The sequence below is a fragment of the Propionivibrio sp. genome (genome assembly GCF_049316945.1).
Taxonomy (GTDB): Bacteria; Pseudomonadota; Gammaproteobacteria; order Burkholderiales; family Rhodocyclaceae; genus Propionivibrio.
Map to the genome: position 1 here is coordinate 1 of NZ_JBMOJE010000098.1, position 20,152 is coordinate 20,152.

Here is a 20,152-nt window from a genome sequence, read left to right on the forward strand (position 1 = left end):
AATGCATCTGGCATATTTGCAAAACTGAAAAATTGAGACATCGATAATGTCTCGAAATGAAGCTGCGCATCGCAGTTTCCGGTTTAATATTGTGGTGCAAACCTTCCAGCACTCTCGACTCAAGGAGCAACAATGAAATTCCAGTTCGACATCCGCTGCACCTTCTCGCTGCTCGTTTTCGGCCTCGCCACCGCCAGCCTTGCGGGAGCCGCGCTGGCTGCCGACATGCCCAAACGCAAAGCCGGCTTGTGGGAAATAACCATGCGCATGGAAGGCGCGCCTGGCATGGGCCCGATGCAACAGTGCATCGACCAGAACACCGACAACCTGATGCAGCAACAGGCCAAGAATGGAAAATCGGACTGCAGCGTGATGGATGTCAAACCGATGGGCAACATGGTGACCATCCATTCCGTGTGCAAGATTGAAGGCTCGACTGCGACGATCAATGGCTTGTTCGAAGGCGCTTTCGATTCGAGCTACAAGGGAACGATGAAAACCCACTACAGCCCGCCGCTGCATGGCATAAGCGTGTCCAACATGACGCACGAAGCCCGCTGGCTCGGTCCCTGCAAACCCGGCCAGAAGCCCGGCGATGTGGTCATGCCGAACATGGGTGGTGCCAACATCAACGAGATGATGAAGAAGCAACAGCACTAAGAACGACAAATTCGGTCGCGTGTTGCACCCCGGGGGTGTCTTTTGGGTTCGTATAGAATTGTGTTCCGGTAACTACTCAGACCCTTGCAGAAGGTGCTACGCAACTCAAGCGAAGCGAGGCAGAGGTGGCTTGCCTTCGAATTATAGAATAGTCGCCATGAAGCGTTATCTTGATGACCTCGTTGCGACTGATCTGCAACGCAAAATGGTATTGCTCACTGGACCACGGCAGGTGGGCAAGACGACACTATGCCGTCATCTGATGGAACGTTTCCCGCCCGCCCAGTATCTCGACTGGGATGTTGCCGTCGACCGGGCAATCATGCAACGACAGACGTGGAGCGCGCGGACCCGCCTGCTGGCGATGGACGAAATTCACAAGATGCCCGGCTGGAAGAACTGGCTCAAGGGCGTTGTCGATGGCCGCTCGGCGGAACAATCGCTGCTGGTAACCGGCAGTGCGCGCATGGAGACCTGGGGGCAAAGCGGCCAAACTGAAACCCCGCTGGCCGGGCGTTACCTGCCCTTCCGGCTGCATCCGATTTCGGTACGCGAGTGGTGCGAGCAGCAGGGCGGCACACCAGCCGACGCGTTGACCCGGCTGATGGAACGTGGCGGCTTCCCCGAGCCGTGTCTTGCCGAGAGAGCCGAAGACGCCGAACGCTGGCGCCGGCAATACTTTACCGATCTGATTCGCGAGGATGTCGTCGAGTTTTCACGTCTCCACGAAATCACGGCCATGCGGTTGTTTGTGGAACTCTTGCGCGAACGCGTCGGGTCGCCGCTGTCACTGGCCTCCATTGCCCGTGACTTGGCCGTTTCACCGACCACGCTGAAGCGCTACCTGAACATCCTGCAAGCGCTTTACATCGTATTCACTGTCCAGCCGTGGCACCACAACATCGCCCGTGCCATCCTGCAAACGCCGAAAGTGTATTTCTTCGACACCGGGCTGGTGCGTGGCGATGCTGGTATCCGCCTCGAGAACGCGGTCGCCGCCATGCTGCTCAAACATGTGCATTTCCTGCAAGACACCCAGGGAAAAAACATTGGTCTGCACTACATCCGCACCAAGGACGGTGCCGAAGTCGACTTCGCTCTCAGCGATGACAACCGGTTGCTGCAGTTGATCGAATGCAAACTGTCGGACAATTCGCCGCACCGCGCACTGATGCGCTTCGCCGGTCATTTTGCCGAGGCCGAAGCCGTGCAGATCGTCCATGACCTGCGCCAGGAAGAATACCGCGCACCGATACACATTCTCGATGCGGCAAACTGGCTCAAGGGGCTGGCCGCATGATCGGCGTTTTCGACAGCGGCTTGGGCGGACTCTCGGTGCTGGCGGCGATTGCCCATGCCCTGCCCCAGGCGAATCTCGTTTACTTCGCCGACACCGCGCACGTTCCTTACGGCGACAAAGACGACGGTTTCATCCGCAATCGCGTGCTGAAGATCGGCCGCCATCTCGTTGACCAGGGCTGCACGGTGATCGTGGTCGCCTGCAACACGGCAACGGCCGCTGCCGTTGCGGCACTGCGCGAGACGCTGCCTGACATCCAGATCGTCGGCGTCGAGCCGGGCGTAAAACCTGCGGCTGTCGCTTCGAACAGCGGTCGCATTGCCGTCCTGACGACCACCTCCACCGCGCGCAGCGAGCGGCTTGCCCTGCTCATCCGGCAGCACGCCGGCACGGTGCAGGTCGACGTTCTGCCCTGCCCCGGCTGGGCCACCAAGGTCGAGACCCTGCACCTCGACGACCCCGACTTTGCCGAAACCGCCCGCCGGCATCTGGCCGTCGTACTCGACGCCGGGGCCGACCAGATCGTGCTCGGCTGTACGCACTATTCCTTCCTCATCCCTGTGCTCGAACCCATCGTTGCCGGTCGGGCCACGCTGGTCGATGTTGCCGACGCCGTCGCCCGCCAATGTGTACGCCTTGCTGGTGCTTCCGCACACGGCCACGGCGAATTGACCCTGTTCGCCACGGCGCATCCCGAACGCCTGCAAGCGGCGCTTCCCGCCCTCGGACTGAACCGGCTCAGCGTACGGCTGACCCGACCCGCTCGACTAGCGACGACCTGAGAGATTGTGAAAATATCAAGAATCCACCGCAAAGACGCAAAGGAGCAAAGGTTTCGCAGAGAAAACCTCTGCAAACAATGGGGTTCCTCTGCGTTTTCTTTGCTCCTTTGCGTCTCTGCGGTGGGTGTTCAGGCAATTTTTCATAACCTGTGGGTATGAGCCTGCCTCAAAAGAAATCGGTAGCCATCATCGGCGGCGGGCCGGCCGGACTGATGGCCGCCGAAGTGCTCAGCCGCGCCGCTGTTCATGTTGATCTTTTCGACGCCATGCCCTCGCTCGGCCGCAAGTTCCTGATGGCCGGCAAGGGCGGCATGAACATCACGCACTCGGAAGCGGCGGCCACTTTTCGCTCACGCTACGGGGGACGCGAGGATCGCCTTGCGCCGTTGCTCGACGCCTTCGGGCCGGATGCCTTGCGCGGGTGGATTCACGCTCTGGGCATCGACACCTTTGTCGGCACTTCCGGGCGCGTTTTTCCCACCAACATGAAGGCTGCGCCGCTGTTGCGCGCCTGGCTGCACCGGCTGCGCGAGGCCGGTGTGCGCTTTCACGTGCGCCATCGCTGGTGCGCCATCGAGCAACAACCCTCTGGCCAATACGCGCTTGACTTTGTCACTCCCGAGGGCAAACAGCGCATCAAGGCCGACGCCGTCGTTCTGGCCCTCGGCGGCGGTAGCTGGGCCAAGCTTGGTTCGGACGGACGCTGGGTGAGCTTGCTTGAACAGGCTGGTGTTCCGGTGGCGCCGCTACGCCCGTCCAACTGCGGCTTCGACGTGGATTGGAGCGCGCATCTGCGCCAGCGCTTTGCCGGCCAGCCGGTAAAGCCGGTCGTTGCCTTCTTCACCGATGCCGAAGGCGTGGCGCATCGGCGGCAGGGGGAATTCGTGATCACCGAAAATGGCGTTGAGGGCGGCCTGATCTACGCCCTTTCTTCGCCGCTGCGCGATACGCTTGAACGCACCGGCAGCGCCGTGCTTTCGCTTGACCTGCTACCCGCCCACGACTTGCCGCGTGTTATCGCCGAAATCGCCCACCCGCGCGGCTCGCGCTCGCTATCCAGCCATCTGCAAAGCCGCCTCGGGCTCAAGGGCGTCAAGACGGCACTGCTCCACGAACTCGTGCCGCCTGAAGACTTTGCCGACCCACACCAACTGGCCGTCGCCATCAAGGGGCTGCCACTTCGCCTGAACGCGCCGCGCCCGCTCGACGAAGCGATCAGCAGCGCCGGCGGCGTGCTGTTTGAAGCGCTTGATGAACAACTGATGGTCCGCCATCTGCCCGGCGTATTCTGTGCCGGCGAAATGCTGGACTGGGAAGCGCCAACCGGCGGCTATCTGCTCACCGGATGCTTTTCCAGCGGCCATGCCGCAGGCCTCGGCGCTCGGTCCTGGCTGCAATCTGTTCAGTGCGCGTGCTAACCTTGCGCCCTCACGCTATCGACAAAAAATGAATAAACCCACTAACCCCACCGCCTACGAATACGCATCCTGGACTCTGGCCGTATTCAGCATCTTGTTTGCACTTCATTTCCATCTAGTACCGGCGCTGATTGCCGGTCTGCTGGTATATGAGCTGGTGCATGCCCTCTTCCCGCTCTTTGTCCGCCATCTGTCGACCCGCCGCGCCAAGGGTGCCGCGGTTGGTCTTGTCGTGTTGTTCGTGGTCGGCGCGGTAACGGCGGCGAGCTTCGGCATCGTCGTTTTCATGAAAAGTGAAGGCGGCAGCCTTTCTGCACTGCTCGCCAAGATGGCCGACATCCTGGAAAGTTCGCGTGCAAGCTTGCCACAATGGCTGGCAGACTTCTTGCCGAGCAATGCCGAAAGTGCCCGCGACAGCCTGAGCCAATGGCTGCGTGAACACGCCTCCGAACTGCAACTGATCGGCAAGGAAACCGGCCACATGCTGGCCCATGTGCTGATCGGCATGATCATCGGCGCCATGATTTCACTGCGCGAAGCTTTCGCCAAAGACAACAGCGGACCACTGGCCAGAGCACTGGCCGAGCGCCTGTTCCGCATGGGCGAGGCGTTCCGCCGCATCGTCTTCGCTCAGGTCCGCATCTCGGCCATCAACACCGTGTTTACCGCCACCTACCTTGCCGTCGCGCTGCCTCTCTTCGGTGTTTCCCTGCCGCTCACCAAAACGATGATCGTGGTTACCTTTGTCGCCTGCTTGCTGCCGGTGATCGGCAACCTGATTTCCAACTCGGTCATCTTCGTCGTCAGCCTGGCGCACTCTCCGGCAGTGGCCATGTCGTCGCTCGGCTTCCTCGTCGCCATTCACAAACTGGAGTATTTTCTCAATGCACGCATCGTCGGCGCCCAGATCAGCGCCAAGGCCTGGGAGTTGCTGACCGCCATGCTGGTCATGGAAAGCGCCTTTGGCCTGCCCGGACTGGTCGCAGCGCCGATCTGCTACGCCTGGCTCAAAGACGAGCTGAACAGTCGCGGACTGATCTAATGCATATCTGGGTCGACGCCGATGCCTGCCCCAAGGTGATCAAGGACATTCTCTTTCGCGCGGCAACGCGCACCGGTATTTCGCTAACGCTGGTCGCCAACCAGATGCTCCACGTTCCGCCCTCGCCCTTGATTCGCAGCGTGCAGGTACCCGCGGGTTTCGATGTCGCCGATAACGAAATCGTCAAGCGCCTCGTGGCGGGCGATCTGGTGATCACCAGCGACTTGCCACTGGCTGCCGAGGTAATCGAAAAGGGCGGCCATGTCTTGAGCCATCGTGGCGAATGGTATTCAGCCGCCAATATCCGGCCGCTGCTCAATATGCGCGACTTCATGGACACCCTGCGTGCCAGCGGTGTGCAGACCGGTGGACCTCCGCCAATGAGTCAGACCGAACGGCAAGCATTTGCCGGGCATCTGGACCGTTTCCTGGCGAGCCGCACCTGAAGTAAAGGATTGCCATCAAGGAAGATAAACTGGCTTGATCTATTGAACATCGTGATCAATTTCCAATGCAGCTCAACTAAGTGAACAGATTTTACGTGTATCATTTTATTCATGAGTCCAACAGTATTTCGCGCCGGTGGCTTCCGTTTTTACTTCTTTTCCCGGGAAGAACCGAGAATGCATGTGCATGTTCAAGGTCAGAACGGAGAAGCCAAGTTCTGGCTTGAGCCGGCAATTGAACTTGCTCAATACGCTGGTCTTTCGATGCGCGAAATCAATGAGGCACTTCGCCTGGTTCAGGAGAATGAAAATGACATCCGCAGCGCTTGGTGCAAGCACTTCTCAGGTTGAGGTAACCAACATCTCTCAGCACGGTTTCTGGTTATTGCTTGAAGATGAAGAGTTGTTTCTGCCTTATTCAGAATTTCCGTGGTTTCTGGATGCCCCGGTTGGCAAAATCCTGCACGTCGACCTACCTTCCGCAAACCACCTTTATTGGCCAGAGTTGGACGTCGACTTGGCGGTTGAGTCAATTCGTCACCCCAAGCAGTTTCCGCTTGTCAGCCGAGTCGGTGCTTGACCGTTTGCTGGCGAACCACACCTGACCTCCAGCCTCATTTCCATTCCGGCGGGGTCTGATTCTTGCTATAGTTCTGCCTGCTTGCCGCCCGTGGGGTCATTTTTCTTGCCCCAACCTGCGGCTTTTGTTTGTGCAGCAGAAAGAAACCTTGATGAGTACCAGCCCCTTCCCCCCCGAAATCCTGCGCGATGTAGCCAAGCGGCGCACCTTCGCGATCATCTCCCACCCGGACGCGGGCAAGACGACACTGACTGAAAAATTGCTGCTTTTCGGCGGCGCGATCCAGCTCGCAGGTACCGTTAAAAGCCGTAAAAGCGCGCGCCATGCGACTTCCGACTGGATGGAGGTCGAGAAGCAGCGCGGCATTTCGGTCACCAGCTCGGTGATGCAGTTCGAGTATCAGGACCACACTGTCAATCTGCTCGACACGCCGGGCCACGAAGACTTCTCGGAAGACACCTACCGCGTGCTGACCGCCGTCGATGCCGCCGTGATGGTGATCGACGCTGCGAAAGGGGTAGAGACACAAACGATCAAGCTGATCAACGTCTGCCGCATGCGCAATACGCCAATCATCACTTTCGTCAACAAGCTCGACCGCGAAGTGCGCGAACCCTTCGAGTTGCTCGAAGAAATCGAGTCGGTGCTGAACATCGAATGCGCGCCGATTACCTGGCCGATCGGCATGGGCAAGACCTTTCGCGGTGTCTATCACCTGCCAAGCGACAGCCTGCTGCGTTTTGCCGCAGGCGAGGAACGGCGCACCGAGGCCGAGCAGATCAACGGCATCAACAACCCGCTGCTCGACGAGCAGTTTCCGGGCGAAGTCGGCAAGCTGCGCGAGGATGTCGATCTGATCCGCAGCGCCAGCACCCCTTTCGATCTGGTCGACTTTCTCGCCGGCCTGCAGTCACCGGTGTTTTTTGGATCAGGCATCAACAACTTCGGCGTACAGGAAATCCTGCACGCGCTGATCGACTGGGCACCTCCGCCACAGGAGCGCGACGCCGGCATCCGCACGGTACAGCCGGCCGAACCGGCGTTCACCGGCTTCGTGTTCAAGATCCAGGCCAACATGGACCCCAAGCACCGCGACCGCATCGCCTTTTTCCGCGTCTGCTCCGGCCGCTACAGCTCGGGAATGAAGGTCCGGCACGTGCGCATGAACCGCGAAATGAAGCTGGCCAACGCGCTGACCTTCATGGCCAACGAGCGCGTACTGATGGAAGACGCGGTGGCCGGCGACATCATCGGCATTCACAACCACGGTCAGTTGCACATCGGCGACACGCTGACCGAAGGCGAAACGCTCGCTTTCAAGGGCATTCCCTACTTCTCGCCCGAACTCTTCCGTGTCGCCCGCCTGCGCGATCCGCTGAAAAGCAAGCAATTGCAAAAAGGCTTGCAGGAGCTTGGCGAAGAAGGCGCGATTCAGGTCTTCGAAAACCTCGCCACCGGCGCCATGCTGCTCGGCGCGGTAGGTACGCTGCAGTTCGAGGTTGTCGCCCAGCGCCTGCAGACCGAATATAAGGTCGACGCCATTTTCGAGTCGGCCGACATCAACACCGCGCGCTGGCTCACCTTTCCGGATGAACTGACGCGCCGCAACTTTGAGCGCGAACAGCAGCACCGCATGGCCAAAGACGTGGACGGCAACCTAGTGTATCTTGCTAGCACACGCTACAACTTGGATGTAACCAGCGAAAAGTGGAGCAAGGTCGGCTTCCATGCGTCAAGGGAGCATGGACAGAAAATGGGCTGAGAATCTGTGAAGAAATGCCTGCCCCCACCGCAAAGGCGAAAAGGAGCAAAGTTTTCGCAAAGAAAACCTTTGCAAACAATGGGGTTCCTCTGCGCTTTCTTTGCCCCTTTGCGGCTTTGCGGTGGATTTTTTATATTTTCACAGCCTCTGAGCCAACGACACTTGCCAAGGCTAGACTGCTAAAATACCGGCACTGCCTTGGTGCAAACCGTCGGAATTCATGATTCAGCAAAGTGCATATCCCCTGGGCCGACTTGACCAGCCTACGCAACACATTGTTTTATATAAAAATAAATTCTGGCATGGCAAATGCTCAGTTAAAAAAATAAATATTTTCACCCCCTATTTGTTACTGCTTTGGGCGTAACTGACATGTATTATTATTTTCCTAACGGGCATGGCTTTGAAAGGCGTTTCAAATAATGAAAGCCCTGACCGTTTCCCTCACCCCCGACCCCTCTCCCAACGGGCGAGGGGGAAGTTCGAGAGTCGCTGGCGCGACTTTCACGCGAATGACGTAGCCGGATATTGAAAGCGAACAAAATGACCAATTTTGAAATCGTGAGTCGGGAGGATTTTTCCGACGTTACCTATCTGCTTGAAATTCGTCATCCGATGATGGCCAAAGCAGCGAAACCTGGCCAGTTCGTGATCGTCATGCTCAACGAGCAAGGCGAACGGATTCCGCTGACGATTGCAGATTTTGACCGTGAGAAGGGAACGATCACTCTGGTCATCCAGGCGGTGGGCAAGACCACCCGGCAGATGCAGCACGAATGCCTGGTCGGCACCTCGCTTTACGCCCTGGTTGGCCCCATGGGCGTTCCCAGCCCGATCAGCCATGCGAAAAAAGTGCTCTGTGTCGGTGGCGGACTGGGCGTCGCGCCAATTTTTCCCCAGGCACGCGGACACAAGGAGAACGGCGCCTACGTCATCGGCGTGGTCGGTTTCCGCAACAAGGACCTGGTTTTCTGGGACGAGAAGTTCAGGGCCTGCTGCGATGAATTGATCATCTGTACCGACGACGGTTCGCTCGGCATCAAGGGCCTGGTCACCGCAGGAATCCTGCAGGCGATTGAAAAACATCCGGATATCGATGAAGTCGTGGCCATCGGCCCACCGATCATGATGAAAGGCTGTGCCGATACGACGCGTCCATTCAAGATCAAAACCATGGTCAGCCTCAACCCGCTCATGGTCGATGGCACCGGCATGTGTGGCGGCTGCCGGGTCAAGATCGGCGATCAGGTGAAATTCGCCTGCGTCGACGGGCCGGACTTTGACGGCCATCAGGTGGACTTCGACGATCTGATGCTGCGTCTGCGGCGGTACACCAAGAAAGAACGCAAGGCGCTCGATCACTGGGAAAATAAATGCCGCTTGAAGAAGGATGTAGAAGTCAGCATTGAATCGGCAAATCTTGGGTAAGTTTTAATAACGCAGGGAGTCGCGGACGCGACTTTCGCACTAGATGGTAGAAATCCATGGCCACGAATAAGACGAAAAAAACCATAAGGACCATTCCCCAGGAACGCACGCCGATGCGCGAGCAGGACCCCATCGAGCGCTCGAGGAACTTTGAAGAAGTGGCCTGTGGCTACCACCCTGACGACGCCATGCGCGAATCGGAACGTTGCCTGATGTGCCCGGACCAGCCCTGTGTCGCGGGTTGCCCGGTCGGCATCAACATCCCCGGTTTCATCAGGAAGATCGGCGAAAAGGATCTGCGCGGCGCCTACGACATCCTGACCGAAACCAGCTTGTTGCCCGCCATCTGTGGCCGCGTCTGCCCGCAGGAAAACCAGTGCGAAGGCGTATGCACCGTTGGCGAGTCGCTTGAGTCGGTGGCCATTGGCCGACTGGAGCGCTTCGTCGGCGATACCGCCATCAAGGAGGGCTGGGTCAATATTCCGCATATCGAAGAGAACCGCTTCAAGATCGGCATTGTCGGCTCCGGCCCGGCCGGCATGGCCTGTGCGGCAGACATGGCAAAAGCCGGTTGCGACGTCACCGTATTCGAAGCCTTTCATCATGCGGGCGGCGTGTTGAGGTACGGCATTCCCGACTTTCGCCTGCCCAACGCCGTAATCGACGCTGAAATCGGCAATCTTACAAAAATTGGCGTCAAGTTCAGTTGCAACACGCTGGTTGGCCGTTTGTTCACTGTCGAGCAGATGATTTCCGAGATGGGCTTTGACTCGGTTTTCGTCGGTGTCGGTGCCGGTTATCCGACCATGCTGGGGATTCCCGGCGATTCCCTGAATGGCGTCCTTTCAGCCAACGAATTATTGACCCGCTGCAATCTGATGCGCGCCAAGGAATTCCCCAGCTTCGACACACCGCAGCCGATTGGCAAGCGGGTCGCCGTTGTTGGCGCAGGAAATACCGCGATGGACGCCATGCGCGTCTGCATCAGACTGGGCGCTGAAAAGGTCTATTGCATTTACCGGCGCTCGCGCAAGGAGGCTCCGGCACGGGCGGAAGAAGTGCACCACGCCGAACAGGAAGGTGTCGAATACCACTGGCTGACCAATCCGGTAGCCATTCTGGACGATGGCCACGGGAGCGTCCGCGGCATGCGTTGCGTGCGCATGGAACTTGGCGAACCGGACGATTCCGGTCGTCGCCGCCCGGTTCAGGTCGCCGGCAGCGAATTCGATTTCGAAGCCGACCTGATCGTCTATGCCATCGGCACCAACGCCAACCCGATCATGGGGCAAACCTCGAAGCTGGAACTGAACAAATGGGGTTACATCCAGACCGACCACAGCCTGGCCACGTCAATGGCCGGCGTCTTCGCCGGCGGCGACATCGTCACCGGAGCGGCCACGGTGATCGAGGCCATGGGTGCCGGACGCAAGGCTGCCGCCAGCATGAAGGCCTACCTCGGCATTCGCGACAGCGCCCGGCCCTATGAAAGTGGCGGCGAGAAACTGTTCGGCATCGACACCAGGGAACGCAATTTCGCACGTGTGCGAGTGGCTTGATTAGACCGATTACGGAGCCTGTGAAAATGTCAAAAACTCACCGCAGAGGCACAGAGGCGCAGAGGTTGCGCAGAGAAAACCTTAAAGAAAAAAACGGGTTTCCTCTGCGTTTTCTCTGCGCCTCTGTGCCTCTGCGGTGGGTGTTCTGGGCTCTCTGATCCAGAGCAAATCAAGCCTTATAGCGACTATGGAAAACCCGATATGACCTCGCAAAATACCTCGACGCAAGCTGGCAGCAAGACGATCACCACGTTGAAAGAACACATCATCGAGATCATCAGCGATTCCGGTGAAGGGGCTCAACGTTGCGGGCAGTCGCTCGGTTCGATTGCCGCCAGAATGGGTAACGGCATCTGGACCACCGAGATCATCCCGGCCGAAATTCGCCCGCCGGCGCGTAGCGTGGCCGGCGCCAGCGGCAACCGCATTCGTATCGGTTCCGGCTACATCACCAACGGCGGCGACCAGACGGATCTGGTGGTGGCTTTCAACGAGCAGGTATTGCTCGGACGGGTGCGCGATCGCGAATTGAAGCCGGGCTGCATCATTTTTCTCGAAAGCCTGTGGCGCAAGCACCCGGACCTGAATATTTCGATGGCCTACATCGAGACGCATGACCGGCTGGTTGCCGCCGGTTACCGGGTAATCGAGATCCCGATGGAGCAGGAATGCCAGTTGCTCAACGCCGACCCGAAACGCGGCAAGAACATGTTCGTCCTGGGCATGCTGTGCTACCTCTACAGTTTTGAATTGCAGATGGCGCGCGATCAGATAGCGCTCACGTTCGGCAAGAAAGCACAGAGCATCATCGATGCCAATGTGAAGCTGCTCGAAGCCGGCTATCAATGGGGCGAGTCCCATCTAGACTTCAGCTTCCGCATTCCGGCGACGCCTGCGCAACAACCGCAGATCGTCACCAACGGCAACACCTCGCTGGCGCTCGGCGTCATGGCCTCGGGCATGGAACTCTGCTCGATGTATCCGATCACCCCCGCCACCTCCGCATCGCACTATCTTTCCGAAGTTTTCGAGAAGGTGGGCGGCATTGTGCACCAGGCCGAGGATGAAATCGCCGCCTGCGCCTTTGCCATCGGCGCCTCGTATGCCAGCAAATGCACCATCACCATCACCTCCGGACCGGGCTATTCGCTGAAGCAGGAAGCCATCGGACTGGCCGTCATGGCGGAAATCCCGCTGGTCGTGGTCAATGTTCAGCGCGGTGGCCCAAGCACCGGCCAGCCGACCAAAGTTGAGCAGGGCGACCTGATGTGTGCCATTTTCGGCAGCCATGGCGATGCGCCCAAAGTAGTCATGGCACCGGCTACCATCGAGGATTGCTTCTACTCGATCATCACCGCGCGCAAGATCGCCGAAGCCTTCAACATGGTCGTGGTGGTGCTGACCGACGCCAGCCTGTCTTCTTCACAACAACCCTTCACGCGGCCGGTATTCAACGAATCGTGGCTGGCGCCTCCGTTTGACCAGAGCCCGGTGCCCGAAGGCGCCCGGCCCTACGATTGGGATGCCACGACCGGCCTCGCCCGCCGCTTCATTCCCGGGCAGCCCGGCGGCATGCACACCGTCACCGGGTTGGCCCATGACCGCGATAGCCATGTGGCCTACGATCCGGATATCAACCAGGAAAGCTTGCGGGCGCGTAGCCTGAAACTCGCCGCGCTACAGAAGACGCTGACCGCACCCGAAGTGTTTGGCGGCGATAGTGGCGATCTGCTGGTCGTCGGCTGGGGCAGCACCAAAGGCGCCATCGAGGAAGCCGTGGAATCGCTGCGTGCCGAAGGGAAGAAAGTGTCCTCCATTCACTTGCGCTTCCTGATGCCGATGCAGCCGGGAATCAAGGAGATCATGCAGCGTTTCAAGCAGGTCATGACCATCGAAATCAACTGGAGCGACAGCCCCGATGAAGAAATCATCGACGAATCCAATCGTCGTTATTCCTCTCTGGCGATCCTGCTCCGCTCGCGTTGCCTGATCGATGTCGACTGCTGGAGCGAGGTCCGGGGCCAGCCGATCAAGCCAAGTACCATCCGCCGCGTACTCCTTGCCAAGCTAAACAAGTAAGGGAATAAAAACCATGAACTGTTCTGCCACCGACTGCCTGCTCGAACTGTACGACGAGCAACATGAACTGGAAGACTACCAGAGCGGTGTACCGCGCTGGTGCACCGGCTGCGGCGACAACGCCATTCTCGCCGCCGTCCAGCGCTTGTGCCGTGACGAAGGCTTGCGTCCGGAAAAAACCGTATTCGTATCGGGTATCGGCTGCTCCAGCCGTTTCCCGCATTACATGAAGACTTACGGGTTCCACGGCATCCACGGGCGCGCGCTACCGCTCGCCGAAGGCGTCAAGATGGCCCGGCCGGACCTGACCGTGTTCGTCAATACCGGTGATGGCGACTGCTGCAGCATCGGTGCCGCCCACTGGATCCACGCCATCCGCTACAACATGAACCTGACGGTTTTTCTGCACGACAATCAAATCTACGGCCTGACCAAGAAACAGGCCTCGCCAACCTCCCCCATCGGCACCAAGAGCAACACCACGCCACGCGGGAGTTATCTGGAGGCACTGAACCCGCTGAGCGTGACGCTCGGTGTGGCCAACGCCTCATTCGTCGCGCAGGCCGTCGACTGGATACCGGAAAGCCTTTTCGAGATCGTCAAGGCGGCCTACCACCACAAGGGGCTTTCGTTCGTGCGCATCCTGCAACGCTGCCCGGAATGGTTGCCGAAGTCGCTCGATCCCTGGTTGCAGGACCCGGACAAGATCCAGTTGCTGCACCACGAGAACGCATTGCACTTGAGCGCCGGGCTTTCCAAAACGTACAAGAACCAGTTGCTGCATGACCCGTTGGACATGAACCGGGCGCGCGAAATTGCGTCGAGCGAAGACGTCATTCCGGTTGGCATCCTCTACCAGAACCGGGACATTCCGCGTTATGAGGAAACCCGGCAAACCGGCGTCTTGCGCACCGTTGAGACGGTGCGGAACGGCTTTGAAGCCGAACTCGACAAGTACACGGTTTGACAGGCTGTGAATTATTTACCGCAAGCATCCAAGACCGTCATTCCGGCGAAGGCCGGAATCTGACCGAAGGAAATGCAGAGCCAGTGCGTACCTCTGATATTCATGCAAACAATTAGATAGACGAACTGGACCCCGGCTTTCGCCGGGGTGACGGGCAAGGTGATTAGTCTGAAATGAATTATTCACAGCCTCTGAACCTTGGAAACAACTGATTCTGATCTACAGCGATGGTCTCGAAATATCGACATGACGCGACAAGAGATACGTGATTAAACGACTTAACCGGGATGGCCGAACTGATATGGAAGCTGATCTGCAAACGCATGTTGCTTTTTACTTGACCGGAAAAAAACTGACCGCGCATCTCGATGCGGTCGATGGCCTCAATCTGCGTCCCGCCCTGCTCACCGGCTATCGCGACCTCACGCACTTGCGTTACGATTTCCCGCTGATACTGGTCGAAGGGCGACCAGATGGTGCCTTTATCGAGCCGCTATCTGGCTTGATCGACGGCATTCTCGACAGGATAGCCAAGGGCGATCATGGCGAGCGGATCAGGAAGCATGTATTGCGCCTCGAACAGGAAATTCGCACGCTGGCGGCGAGTGGCGCCAGCGGTCTGTTCTCGACCCTGTGGGATCAGGCGGCATTACCTCTGATCAAGGCCGACAAACAGATTTCCGAGAGCCTGTCGCTCGCCCGTGCCAACCTGAAAATCGATGGCGAGGTGATCGATTGCAATGCGGCCCTGCCCTGCCGCCTGTTCGGCCACGCGTGGGCCAACACCCAGAAGCAGCGGGCACGACAATTCAGCAAGGACATCAAGCGGCTGGTACTCAAGCTTTCCGACATCATCAAGGCCGACTTCGTTAATTCGGACGCGGGCAAAAGCGCAGAAAACCTTCGCTCCTCGTTCGGCAGCGGCCCCATGGACAGCTTCGATTTCGAAGCCATGTCGCGCATCCTGACCAAGTCTTCAGCCAAGAAAAATCTTTCAGTAAGCCGCAGGATTCGAGTAACGAATCTCCTCTCCACGCTTCAGTCGCAGAAATTCTTCCCCACCTCGGAAGCAGACGATGGAGAGACCTATTCCTTCGCCTTTGAGAGTTGCCTAAGCGCCCTTGCCGCCTATCGCGAGCGTTTGCCCAAGGTCATCGAACTGGCCAGGGCCGTAGCCATCGCCGAACTGGAGATCAAGGGCGAATACAGCGAAGCGAAGCATGACCCGCTGTTTGAGTCGTTCGGTGAGAATGGCCTGGAAGCCAGGGAACTTGGACTCTTCCCGGATTACCTGGTACGCCTCAACGCCGGCAACCTGACGGGGCCGGAGCACAGCACGCTGACCGAGATTCTTTCGGTCGATTTGCCGATCAAGATCCTGGTGCAGACCGATGACGTCATCGAGGAGTCGCCGCTCGGCAACGGACACCTGGCCTTTGCCCTGCGCAGCAAGCAACTGGCCAGCATGGCCATGGGCATGAGCGGCGTGTTCGTCCTGCAATCACCGGCGTCGAACCTGTATCAAGTGCGCCGGCAGATCCAGCGCGGCCTCGACTATCCCGGCCCGGCCCTGTTCAGCGTCTTCTCGGGGGCAGCCACGACGACCGGCGAACTACCTGCCTATCTGGTCGGGGCGGCGGCTCTGGAGTCGAGGGTTTTCCCGGCCTTCACCTTTGACCCCTCGGCCGGTCGTGACTGGGCATCGCGTTTCTCGCTGGACACCAATCCGCAGGCAGAACTTGACTGGCCCCTGCGCGAATTTTCTTATGAAGACGAAAAGCACCAGGCCGTTTCGCTGCAGACACCCTTCACCCTGATCGACTTCGTCGCCTGCGACTCGCGCTACAGCAAACACTTTGCCCGTGTCCCGAGAGCGCGCTGGAACGGCACCCTGTCCCCGGTCAGTGAAACCGTGGCCCGCGATGAGCGTGGGCCACTCGACAGCGTTCCCTGCCTGCTGATGGTTGACCCCGGAAACAGGCTGCAGAAGGTCATCGTCGATGAAAAGTTGATCCGCGAGGCACGCCGCTGCCGCAGCATGTGGAACAGCCTGCAGGAACTCGGTGGAATCAATAACTCGCATGCCGACAAGTTGCTGGCACGGGAAAAGAAGCTCTGGGAGGCAACTGCCCAGCCCGTTAGTGAAGCAACAGCGAGCGTCATGATGGCCGTTGTAGCCACTCAGAGCCTTGTTGCGCCAACCGAGCAGGAAGCGGAAAAATCGCCGGACGAGGCCTACATCGAAACGTCACGCTGCTCAACCTGCAACGAATGCACGCAGATAAACAACAAGATGTTTGCCTACGATGGAAACATGCAGGCCTACATCGCTGATGTCAGCGCCGGCACTTACGCGCAGTTGGTCGAAGCCGCCGAGAGTTGCCAGGTGTCGATCATCCATCCGGGCAAGCCGCGTAATCCGAACGAAACTGGACTGGAAGAACTGCTCGAGCGGGCGGAGATTTTTCTGTAGTTCCGAATCGAACCTGACGCAGATCCTGCCAAACCGCCCTGTAACGCCCGTAAAATGGCGATCTGAAAAACGATGCCTTGAGAGCCTTTATTCATGCGGCCCTCCAAGGCATAGCCTGAAGATCGCCGATCCACGGGCTCCGCAGGCAGCCATCTGAATTCGTTTTAAATCTCAGCCCTCCAGCGCCTCCCAACGCTCCAGCAACACCAGCAACTCATCGTCTATTTCACTCAAGCGCTTAGCTAGACCCTGCGTATCCTGAGTCTGCGATTGATAGAACGCCGGATCTTCCATGCGCTGGTTGATTGCCTTCTGTTCCCGCTCAAGCGCGGCGATACGTTCGGGCAGGTCAGCCAACTCGCGCCCTTCCTTGTAACTCAGCTTGCGGCTGCCATCGGCCTTGACCTTGGGCGCCTGCACCGAAGCCGAAGCAGCCGAATCGACGCGTTTCGCCGCCGACTGCACTGCTTCTTCGGCGCGCCGCTTGACCTGATAATCGGCCCAGTCCTGATAGCCGCCGGCATACTCGCGCCAGACACCATCGCCCTCGAAGGCAATCGTCTGCGTCACCACGTTGTCGATGAAAACCCGGTCGTGGCTGACCAGGAACAGCGTACCGGTGTACTCCTGCAACAACTGCTCGAGCAATTCGAGCGTTTCAATGTCGAGGTCGTTGGTCGGCTCGTCGAGCACCAGCACGTTGGCCGGGCGCGCGAACAGCCGAGCCAGCAGCAGACGATTGCGCTCGCCACCGGAGAGCGATTTGACCGGCGAGCGGGCGCGTTGCGGGGCAAAGAGAAAATCGCCCAGATAGCCGATCACATGCTTTTTCTCGTTGCCGATCTCGACGTAATCCGACCCCGGCGAGATGACATCGATCAGCGCCGCCTCCTCGTCGAGAGCCGTTCTGAACTGGTCGAAGTACGCCACCTGGATCTTGGTGCCGAGACGAACCATGCCCGAGTCCGGCGCCAGTTCGCCGAGAATAAGGCGCAGCAAAGTCGTCTTGCCGGCACCGTTGGGGCCGATCAAGCCGATCTTGTCACCTCGCTGCAAACGGCAGGAAAAATCTCGCACCACGGTCAGTTGTTGATCACCCTCACCAAAACTCTTGCTCACGTGCTCCAGTTCAGCAACCAGCTTGCCGCTCTTGTCGCCCGAATCAAGCGCCAACTCAACCTTGCCCTGCCGTTCGCGCCGTGCGGCACGGTCGCGCCGCAGTTGTTCGAGGCGCAACACCCGGCCTTCATTGCGTGTGCGCCGAGCTTCAACGCCCTTGCGAATCCACACCTCTTCCTGCGCCAGAAACTTGTCGAACTTGGCGCTCTGGATCGACTCGTCGTGCAGGATCATTTCCTTCTTGGCCTGATAGGCGCTGAAATTTCCAGGGCAGGAGAGCAGGCGCCCGCGATCCAGTTCGACGATGCGCGTCGACACGCGATCGAGAAAGCGCCGGTCGTGGGTGATGAACACCAGCGACACGCCGGACGAAATCAGCATGTCTTCCAGCCATTCGATGGCACCGATATCCAGATGGTTGGTCGGCTCGTCGAGCAACAACAGTTCGGGCGAAATGGCCAGCGCCTGCGCCAAGGCCAGGCGCTTCTTCTGCCCGCCGGAAAGCGTACCGACGCGCGCATCGGGATCAAGCGAAAAGCGCTGGATCACCCGTTCGGCCTGCGCCTCGAACGACCACGCATTGCGCGACTCCAACTCGCCCTGCAAGACATGCATGCGCTCAAGCAGCACTTCATGATCGGCCAGCGGCTCGCCCAAGGCATGCGAGACGGCGTGATATTCGGCCAATAGCGCGGAAACTTCCCCCATGCCGACAACCACCGCGTCGAACACCGTCAGTTCAGGGTCAAACGGCGGCTCCTGCGGCACATAGCCCATGCGGATGCCTGGCTGCTGCCACACCGTCCCGTCATCGAGCGTCCCTTGCCCTGCCAGCGCGCGCAACAGCGACGACTTGCCGGTGCCGTTACGCCCGATCAGGGCGACGCGCTCGCCGGGATCGAGCAGGAAATCAGCGTGGTCAAGAAGTGGCACGTGGCCATAGGCGAGCGATGCATCGGACAAAATCAGTTGCGGCATGAAGTCAGGTTACTTTCCGGAGGGTGAAGACAGATTCTTGAGGTCGGCAATAATCTCGGCGGAGTGCTTCGAGGTATCGACCTTGAGGTAGGTTTTCGCAATTTTACCTTGTGCGTCGATCAGAAAGGTGTAACGACGGGCAAAACGCACGACCATCCAGTCCGCGTAAGCCCCGTAGCGCTTGGCCACATCGCCGTCCTGGTCGGCCAGCAGCGGGAAAGGCAGGTGATACTTCTTGGCAAACTCGGCATTCGAAGCCGCGCTATCAATGCTCACGCCGACAATCTGCGCGCCCAGCCTGGTCAGTTGCGCCATATCGTCGCGAAAACTGCAGGCCTCCTCGGTACAGCCCGGCGTATCATTCTTCGGATAAAAATAAAGCACCAGCCACTTGCCGCGCAGACTATCGAGTGAAACCTCCTGCCCGCTCTGGTCCGGCAACGCAAAAGCCGGCGCCATGCTGCCAACCACCGGCACCTCATCGGCCATTGCCGCGTTAATCGGCGCTGCCAAAGCAACAAGCAGCAACAGAAAGGAAATAATGAGTCGCAGGAACATCAACATTCTCCACATATGAACGGAAACTGGCTGCTTACCGCCTTGGCGCGATAGAATACGCGCCCCGGCCTCCTCGTAGCATAACGGATAGTGCACGCGCCTCCTAAGCGTGAGATATGGGTTCGATTCCCGTCGAGGAGACCAGAAATTAAACCATGAAAACACCCGTACAACCCTTGCCAAGCAACGTTTTTACAGCTATTTCGTAAAAATACCATTGGAATGCGAGTAAGTGCTTTTAAGCTCTTCTAAGCCATTCTAAACGAATTCAGTGTGATAGAAGTGTGATAGAAATAGCTTTGATTTGTTTTTACTTAAAGTTATAATTTCTTTGTGAAAACAAACAGCTCTCAGCAAAAATTTGTGATACTAGCCATCGTGGCTAGTTTTCTTCTTTTTTGTCTGGGCACTTATCTTTTGTTCGGAAAATTTTTAGGTGCTGCACCGCTTTCACTACAGTCATTTTCTGTGCTGCTTAGTTTTGTATATTTATTGTTGATTATTGTGAAAATTGGGTATGAGCTGAGCGCATCACAGCCTATTTATGTTGCATATAGGTCGCTTCTTACACAGTTTCCATCATCGTTTTGCTCGGCGCAGCTACCATCTGCTACGCCCCCTCCCCGCATCTCGCAGGGCGCGTCCGCGGCATAATTTCGCCGCCGCCGCTGCGCCGGCGCGCCCGTTTCACAAATAAATTCAGGCGGTTCCTTGATTTTAGGGGACTGCAATGCTTCACCACACACCATCATCATCATCATCATCTGATCCGCGCCGCGCGGCGCTCCATGCTACTGTTCTGGAATTGTCGCGCGGGGCGTTGCTTTTCCCCGTCGGCCCAACGGGCAGGCTGATTGCCAATTTCCACGAGCAGACCACCTACAAAAAAATTCGGCAGGGAGAATTTCCGCTCCCCTGCTTCAAAATTGGCCGGCATTTGTTCTACCCGAAGTTTAACAAGCGACAAAAAACATCTTTCTTAATCAACCAGTTACAGCGTA

General features: G+C 58.2%; 17 protein-coding genes and 1 tRNA gene. 16 read left to right on the forward strand and 2 right to left on the reverse strand.

Going from position 1 to position 20,152, the window contains the following annotated elements:
• The first annotated feature begins 132 nt into the window (after positions 1-132).
• The 14 genes from ACOYNV_RS18940 (at position 133) to ACOYNV_RS19005 (ending at position 16,496) form a co-directional block, all read left to right on the forward strand.
• Positions 133-660, forward strand: coding sequence for a DUF3617 domain-containing protein (locus ACOYNV_RS18940; RefSeq protein WP_422901369.1), 528 nt, complete (start codon positions 133-135; stop codon positions 658-660).
• Positions 661-817: 157 nt separating this feature from the next.
• Positions 818-1,960 (forward strand): ATP-binding protein, encoded by a 1,143-nt coding sequence (locus ACOYNV_RS18945; protein ID WP_422901370.1) that lies wholly within the window; start codon positions 818-820, stop codon positions 1,958-1,960.
• The gene (gene murI, locus ACOYNV_RS18950; RefSeq protein ID WP_422901371.1) at positions 1,957-2,742 is read left to right on the forward strand and encodes a glutamate racemase; all 786 of its coding nucleotides are present in this window, start codon (positions 1,957-1,959) and stop codon (positions 2,740-2,742) included. Before ACOYNV_RS18945 ends, murI begins: the two co-directional genes overlap by 4 nt.
• A gap of 155 nt (positions 2,743-2,897) precedes the next feature.
• Positions 2,898-4,160 (forward strand): TIGR03862 family flavoprotein, encoded by a 1,263-nt coding sequence (locus ACOYNV_RS18955; protein ID WP_422901372.1) that lies wholly within the window; start codon positions 2,898-2,900, stop codon positions 4,158-4,160.
• Positions 4,161-4,188: 28 nt separating this feature from the next.
• Positions 4,189-5,202 carry an AI-2E family transporter gene (locus ACOYNV_RS18960; protein ID WP_422901373.1) on the forward strand — a complete coding sequence of 338 codons (1,014 nt, stop codon included), beginning with the start codon at positions 4,189-4,191 and terminating at the stop codon, positions 5,200-5,202.
• On the forward strand, positions 5,202-5,648 hold the full coding sequence (locus ACOYNV_RS18965) for a YaiI/YqxD family protein (RefSeq protein ID WP_422901374.1): 447 nt from the start codon (positions 5,202-5,204) through the stop codon (positions 5,646-5,648). The genes ACOYNV_RS18960 and ACOYNV_RS18965 overlap by 1 nt, the downstream gene beginning before the upstream one ends.
• A gap of 177 nt (positions 5,649-5,825) precedes the next feature.
• Positions 5,826-5,999: a DUF4160 domain-containing protein gene (locus tag ACOYNV_RS18970; RefSeq protein ID WP_422901385.1), complete on the forward strand. Its 174-nt coding sequence runs from the start codon at positions 5,826-5,828 to the stop codon at positions 5,997-5,999.
• Complete coding sequence (locus tag ACOYNV_RS18975; RefSeq protein WP_422901375.1) at positions 5,959-6,228, forward strand: DUF2442 domain-containing protein; 270 nt, start codon at positions 5,959-5,961, stop codon at positions 6,226-6,228. The genes ACOYNV_RS18970 and ACOYNV_RS18975 overlap by 41 nt, the downstream gene beginning before the upstream one ends.
• Before the next feature lie 151 nt (positions 6,229-6,379).
• Positions 6,380-7,990, forward strand: coding sequence for a peptide chain release factor 3 (locus ACOYNV_RS18980; RefSeq protein WP_422901376.1), 1,611 nt, complete (start codon positions 6,380-6,382; stop codon positions 7,988-7,990).
• Between the two features lie 543 nt (positions 7,991-8,533).
• Positions 8,534-9,418, forward strand: a complete 885-nt coding sequence (locus tag ACOYNV_RS18985) for a sulfide/dihydroorotate dehydrogenase-like FAD/NAD-binding protein (protein ID WP_422901377.1) — start codon at positions 8,534-8,536, stop codon at positions 9,416-9,418.
• A gap of 56 nt (positions 9,419-9,474) precedes the next feature.
• Entirely contained in the window at positions 9,475-10,977 is a 1,503-nt protein-coding gene (gltA, locus tag ACOYNV_RS18990; RefSeq protein ID WP_422901378.1) for an NADPH-dependent glutamate synthase, read from the forward strand.
• Between the two features lie 201 nt (positions 10,978-11,178).
• Positions 11,179-13,056, forward strand: coding sequence for a 2-oxoacid:acceptor oxidoreductase subunit alpha (locus tag ACOYNV_RS18995; protein WP_422901379.1), 1,878 nt, complete (start codon positions 11,179-11,181; stop codon positions 13,054-13,056).
• A gap of 13 nt (positions 13,057-13,069) precedes the next feature.
• Entirely contained in the window at positions 13,070-14,023 is a 954-nt protein-coding gene (locus tag ACOYNV_RS19000) for a thiamine pyrophosphate-dependent enzyme (protein ID WP_422901380.1), read from the forward strand.
• 265 nt (positions 14,024-14,288) lie between these two features.
• Positions 14,289-16,496 (forward strand): ferredoxin, encoded by a 2,208-nt coding sequence (locus ACOYNV_RS19005; RefSeq protein WP_422901381.1) that lies wholly within the window; start codon positions 14,289-14,291, stop codon positions 16,494-16,496.
• Between the two features lie 171 nt (positions 16,497-16,667).
• Here the strand turns inward: ACOYNV_RS19005 and ACOYNV_RS19010 are convergent, their stop codons facing one another.
• Together ACOYNV_RS19010 and ACOYNV_RS19015 are read right to left on the reverse strand one after the other, a co-directional pair.
• Positions 16,668-18,593: an ATP-binding cassette domain-containing protein gene (locus ACOYNV_RS19010; RefSeq protein WP_422901382.1), complete on the reverse strand. Its 1,926-nt coding sequence runs from the start codon at positions 18,591-18,593 to the stop codon at positions 16,668-16,670.
• A gap of 9 nt (positions 18,594-18,602) precedes the next feature.
• Positions 18,603-19,151, reverse strand: a complete 549-nt coding sequence (locus ACOYNV_RS19015) for a peroxiredoxin (RefSeq protein WP_422901383.1) — start codon at positions 19,149-19,151, stop codon at positions 18,603-18,605.
• 69 nt (positions 19,152-19,220) lie between these two features.
• On the opposite strand from ACOYNV_RS19015, the gene ACOYNV_RS19020 reads away from it, so the two are divergent.
• Together ACOYNV_RS19020 and ACOYNV_RS19025 are read left to right on the forward strand one after the other, a co-directional pair.
• Positions 19,221-19,295 (forward strand) — tRNA-Arg (locus ACOYNV_RS19020).
• Positions 19,296-19,881: 586 nt separating this feature from the next.
• Positions 19,882-20,152 (forward strand): hypothetical protein (locus ACOYNV_RS19025; protein WP_422901384.1); only part of this gene is annotated, 271 nt, incomplete at its 3' end.

What these genes read in the sequence shown, in the direction of transcription:
- ACOYNV_RS18940 (WP_422901369.1), top strand. Translation starts at nt 133, where the DNA reads ATGAAATTCCAGTTCGACATCCGCTGCACCTTCTCGCTGCTCGTTTTC.
- ACOYNV_RS18945 (WP_422901370.1), top strand. Translation starts at nt 818, where the DNA reads ATGAAGCGTTATCTTGATGACCTCGTTGCGACTGATCTGCAACGCAAA.
- murI (WP_422901371.1), top strand. Translation starts at nt 1,957, where the DNA reads ATGATCGGCGTTTTCGACAGCGGCTTGGGCGGACTCTCGGTGCTGGCG.
- ACOYNV_RS18955 (WP_422901372.1), top strand. Translation starts at nt 2,898, where the DNA reads ATGAGCCTGCCTCAAAAGAAATCGGTAGCCATCATCGGCGGCGGGCCG.
- ACOYNV_RS18960 (WP_422901373.1), top strand. Translation starts at nt 4,189, where the DNA reads ATGAATAAACCCACTAACCCCACCGCCTACGAATACGCATCCTGGACT.
- ACOYNV_RS18965 (WP_422901374.1), top strand. Translation starts at nt 5,202, where the DNA reads ATGCATATCTGGGTCGACGCCGATGCCTGCCCCAAGGTGATCAAGGAC.
- ACOYNV_RS18970 (WP_422901385.1), top strand. Translation starts at nt 5,826, where the DNA reads ATGCATGTGCATGTTCAAGGTCAGAACGGAGAAGCCAAGTTCTGGCTT.
- ACOYNV_RS18975 (WP_422901375.1), top strand. Translation starts at nt 5,959, where the DNA reads ATGACATCCGCAGCGCTTGGTGCAAGCACTTCTCAGGTTGAGGTAACC.
- ACOYNV_RS18980 (WP_422901376.1), top strand. Translation starts at nt 6,380, where the DNA reads ATGAGTACCAGCCCCTTCCCCCCCGAAATCCTGCGCGATGTAGCCAAG.
- ACOYNV_RS18985 (WP_422901377.1), top strand. Translation starts at nt 8,534, where the DNA reads ATGACCAATTTTGAAATCGTGAGTCGGGAGGATTTTTCCGACGTTACC.
- gltA (WP_422901378.1), top strand. Translation starts at nt 9,475, where the DNA reads ATGGCCACGAATAAGACGAAAAAAACCATAAGGACCATTCCCCAGGAA.
- ACOYNV_RS18995 (WP_422901379.1), top strand. Translation starts at nt 11,179, where the DNA reads ATGACCTCGCAAAATACCTCGACGCAAGCTGGCAGCAAGACGATCACC.
- ACOYNV_RS19000 (WP_422901380.1), top strand. Translation starts at nt 13,070, where the DNA reads ATGAACTGTTCTGCCACCGACTGCCTGCTCGAACTGTACGACGAGCAA.
- ACOYNV_RS19010 (WP_422901382.1), bottom strand. Translation starts at nt 18,593, where the DNA reads ATGCCGCAACTGATTTTGTCCGATGCATCGCTCGCCTATGGCCACGTG.
- ACOYNV_RS19015 (WP_422901383.1), bottom strand. Translation starts at nt 19,151, where the DNA reads ATGTTCCTGCGACTCATTATTTCCTTTCTGTTGCTGCTTGTTGCTTTG.